The 4,092-nt window shown below is 66.0% G+C and carries 3 protein-coding genes and 1 pseudogene; 2 read left to right on the top strand and 2 right to left on the bottom strand.

From position 1 onward, the window contains the following. Positions 1-767 (top strand): HNH endonuclease signature motif containing protein (locus B1964_RS04890; RefSeq protein ID WP_139765628.1); only part of this gene is annotated, 767 nt, incomplete at its 5' end. A gap of 366 nt (positions 768-1,133) precedes the next feature. On the opposite strand, the gene B1964_RS04885 is transcribed toward B1964_RS04890, so the two are convergent. Next, on the bottom strand, positions 1,134-2,276 hold the full coding sequence (locus tag B1964_RS04885; protein WP_079929062.1) for an acyl-CoA dehydrogenase family protein: 1,143 nt from the start codon (positions 2,274-2,276) through the stop codon (positions 1,134-1,136). 107 nt (positions 2,277-2,383) lie between these two features. Here B1964_RS04885 and B1964_RS04880 point away from each other — a divergent pair, with 107 nt between their 5' ends. Next, positions 2,384-2,992, top strand: a complete 609-nt coding sequence (locus tag B1964_RS04880; protein WP_079929061.1) for a TetR/AcrR family transcriptional regulator — start codon at positions 2,384-2,386, stop codon at positions 2,990-2,992. 21 nt (positions 2,993-3,013) lie between these two features. Here B1964_RS04880 and B1964_RS04875 read toward each other — a convergent pair. After that, positions 3,014-4,092: pseudogene (locus tag B1964_RS04875) on the bottom strand (hypothetical protein); the annotation flags it as partial.

Here is a 4,092-nt window from a genome sequence, read left to right as displayed (position 1 = left end):
TGGCGGCCGAAACACCCGGTGGGTTACCGGCCGCCGAGGACAACAAGATCAACTCCTACACCGACCGCATCACCGACGACGGACGGCTGGAGATCTCGGCGAACCTCGACATCATCGCCGGCGAAAAAACCCGCACCCTGATGGAAACCTTGTCGGCGCCCAAGCCCCAGCCCGACGGGTCCCCGGATCCGCGGACACCCGAACAGATCTGCGCCGCGGCGTTTGAAACGATCGTCGAACTCGCGGCACAGGGATTGGCGGACACCACATTCTCGGCGAAACCCACCAACGGACTGTTGTGGACCTGGTCAGCCGACAACCCGGCACTCGGTGGGGACCTGCAGAACATGGGAGCCATCACCGAAGCCACCGCCAAACTGCTGTCGTGTGACACCACCATCACCAAAATCATCCTTGATCCCAACGGTGTACCGCTCAGTGTTGGTGAAGAGGTCCGCTTCTTCACCCCAGGGCAACGCAAAGCCTTACTCGTCCGAGACCGTGGATGCATCAAATGCGGCGCCCACGCCGGACGCTGCCAAGGACACCACCTCGTTCACTGGAGCAAGGGTGGTCCCACCGACCTCGACAACGGCTGCCTACTCTGCACCAGCTGCCACGACGACGTCCACCACCACGGCTGGGACATCATCATCGGCTTCGACCGACACCCCTGGGTGATCCCACCCGCCAGCGTGGATCCGAAACGACGACCCGTGCCGTCGTATCACCGACGCACCATGCGACTCGACGACGTAGCAGCCTGACCTACGCTAACCCACTACCTGAATCCCCGCACCCGGCCTGGCCGGGACCGCATCTGATCTTTGAGAACTCCATAGAGAAACCCACCCGGTGGTCGAGGTGTTCGAGTGTCCGTGGCCCGGAATCCTGTCGGCACAAGGGGTCTCGAGGCTCGTCGCTAACGCTCCTCGGCACCTCGACCACCGGGATGGGAAGGGTCGCCGGGTGGGAAGGGTCGCCGGGTGGGAAGGGCTAAGCATCCTTCGATGCATCGCCATCCCCCGATGGTCGAGGTGCGAGCCGCGTGCGGCGAGCCTCGAGACCAACTGAGCCGGAGCTGGATTCGGGGCCACAGCGACCCGGATACCACTCTGAGAAGGAGAGGGGCGTCAGCCCGCAGCGAGTGCGCGGCTGATCACGAGCCGCTGAATCTGGTTGGTGCCCTCGAAGATCTGGGTGATCTTGGCTTCGCGCATGTAGCGCTCCACCCGGAAGTCACGGGTGTAACCGTTGCCGCCGAGGACCTGTACCGCGTCCGTGGTGACCTTCATCGCGGCGTCGGTCGCGATGAGCTTGGCCGTGGCGGCCGCACGTGAATAGGGCTGTCCGGCGTCCCGTCGGCGAGCGGCGTCGAGGTAGGTTGCGCGTGCCGAGTCGACGGCGGCGGCCATGTCGGCGAGGAAGAAACCCAAGCCCTGGTGGTCGATGATCTTGCGGCCGAAGGTGGTTCGCTCCTGTGCGTACTCGACCGCAGCGTCGAGCGCCGACTGCGCCAATCCGGTGGCACAGGCTGCGATTCCCAATCGTCCGGAATCCAGCGCGGAGAAGGCAATCGGCAGTCCCTGGCCCTCGGCGCCGATCAGCCGGTCCGCGTCGACGACAGCGTCGTCGTAGGTGGCGGCAGTGGTCGGGACGGCGTGCAGTCCCATCTTCTCCTCGGGCTTGCCGAAGGTGAGGCCGTCGGTGTCTCGCGCAACCAAGAAGCAGGAGATCCCCTTCGACCCCTCACCGGTGCGCGCGAACAAGTTGTAGACGTCGGCGATGCCGCCATGGGTGATCCACGCCTTGGTCCCGGTCACGTGATAGCCGTCGTCCGCAGCCTTGGCTCGGCAATTCAGTGCCGCCGCGTCGGAGCCGGCCTGCGGCTCTGACAGGCTGTAGGCGCCGATGAGCTTGCCGTTCAACAAGTCCGGAAGCCAACGTTGTTTCTGCTCTTCGGTGCCGAAATTGAAGAGCGGGTGACACGCCAGGCCGTGCACGCTGGTCGCCACAGCCACTGCCGCCCACCGCGCCGCGAGTTCCTCCAGCACCTGGAGGTAGACCTCGTACGGTTGGCCTCCGCCATCCCAATCGACCGGATACGGCAGCCCGAGGAGTCCCGCCTCCCCGAGCTCGGCGAAGAGCCCGTCGGGATACGTCTCGGCCTTCTCGTGCGCGTCGGCGATCGGCGCCAGACGCTTGTCGGCGATATCGCGGGTCAGGGCGATCAGGTCGCGCACCTCATCATTGGGGAGCAGACGATCAACAGCCATGTGGCGAGCCTTTCGGGCTAGAAACAGTACTCAGGTACGCTTGACAGTACTATTTCGAACGCCGGAAGGCCACCGCAGTCCGGTCGGCCCGACTGTGAGGAGCGATCATGACCCGAGGGGTCAGTGCGAGTGCGGGCGTCAAAGACTTCGGCACCCGGAGACGCGCAGCACTCTTCGACGATCTCCTCGCCCTACTGCTCGCCGAAGGTTTCGCACATCTGTCTGTCGCCGACCTCGCCGGCAGATTGCACTGCTCCAAAACGACGATCTACACCCTCGCCGACAGCAAGGAGCAACTGGTCACCAAGACGGTGACGCATTTCTTCCGGGTCGCCACCGAGCACGTCGAGGCGCGGGTCGCGGCGGCGACGTCGGCACGCGAGGCGGTCATCGATTACCTCATCGCCGTCGGCGAGGAACTCTCCCCGGCCTCCGAGGTGTTCATGACCGACCTCCACGCCTTCGGCCCGACCCGCGACCTGTACGAACAGAACACCGCCGCAGCCGCTCGCCGGGTGCGGGAGCTGATCGACGCCGGAGTTCGCGACGGCGAATTCCGCGATGTCAACGCCGCATTCGCCGCCGACGTCGCCGCGACGATGATGAGCCGCATCCAGCGACGGGAGGTCTCGGCGACCACGGGCCTCGACGACGCCGCAGCCTACCGGCAGCTCGCCGCGATCCTCACCACCGGCATCGACGCCCAACGACGCTGACGGTCGGCGTCGAGGCCGCCATCAACGCCGGCGGGACAGATACGTGACGCCCCGGCTGTCGACCCACCACCGCACCCGAACCTCACTCGATGCGCCACCACCCTTGCGCGACAATGCCATCCGCAGGTCGTCATACACACGAACCTCGCCCGGTACCGGCCTTCCGGTTTCGGCGGTGAACAACACCGCTGCGGTGTCGTCGGACGTCGTGTACTCCCCCGCACCGACCGGTTCGGCGGTGAACTCCTCCGACACCTGCGGGAGATCCAGGATGTCGGCCAGAAGCGTTGCGCCCTCGGGACTGTCGGGACCGATCACGAGGGTAACGGGATCGACGGCCTGTGCCCACCACGGGTCATCGAGGACGACGGGAACGCGATGGCCATCGGTGGGCACGGCGGTACCCGAGGCGACCCGCACGGCGTCGGGTGCGTCTATTTCCGACCAGTCGATCCTCCCCGACCGGCAGACCTCGACCACCGCGGAGTAGATCGCGCGAGTGACCCCGGGGGAGATCGATCTACCTCGATCGCCCAGCCTGGCCAGCAACAACGATGCCTCCGTGGCGGATTCGGGGGGTAGCGCTGCGAGCGCAGGGGCCAGCGCGTCCGCGTGGGGATGCACCAGCGGATCGAGCACACCGACGAGCGAGTGATCCGACGGCGCACGGTATTCACCAAGAAGTAAACCGTCGACCTCGGCGAAATGACGCAACCACCAGGCGGTGTACCCCTCGCGATCGTCGAGCGCTCGTGCCGCCTGCTCATCCTCGACGATCAACGTCAGGGCCTGCTCCCACCGATCGGGGGCGACGAGGTCGAGATCGCGGATGGCGCACAGACGTTCCGGGGCATCCGGCAAGGTCTCCCACCACTGCTCCTCGTCGGGAAGATCATGGTCGGGCCCCGTCGGAAGGTCGTCGACGATCACCGCGAACGACCACCCCACCCCGAGCCGGCGAAGCACGTGCGCACCATGTCGCTCGGCGACGTCACCGTCGAGCAGACCGAAGGGATGGTCCTCGACGAGCACCGCGGCCAACGGCGAATCGACGAGGAGCAACTCGTCGGCACTACGCAAGTCACCGTCGTCGGCAGGGG

This window comes from Gordonia sp. i37 (assembly GCF_002043085.1).
GTDB classification, from domain to species: domain Bacteria; phylum Actinomycetota; class Actinomycetes; order Mycobacteriales; family Mycobacteriaceae; genus Gordonia; species Gordonia polyisoprenivorans.
The sequence above is the reverse complement of the archived record's forward strand: the minus strand, read 5'-3'. Positions and strand labels throughout refer to the sequence as shown.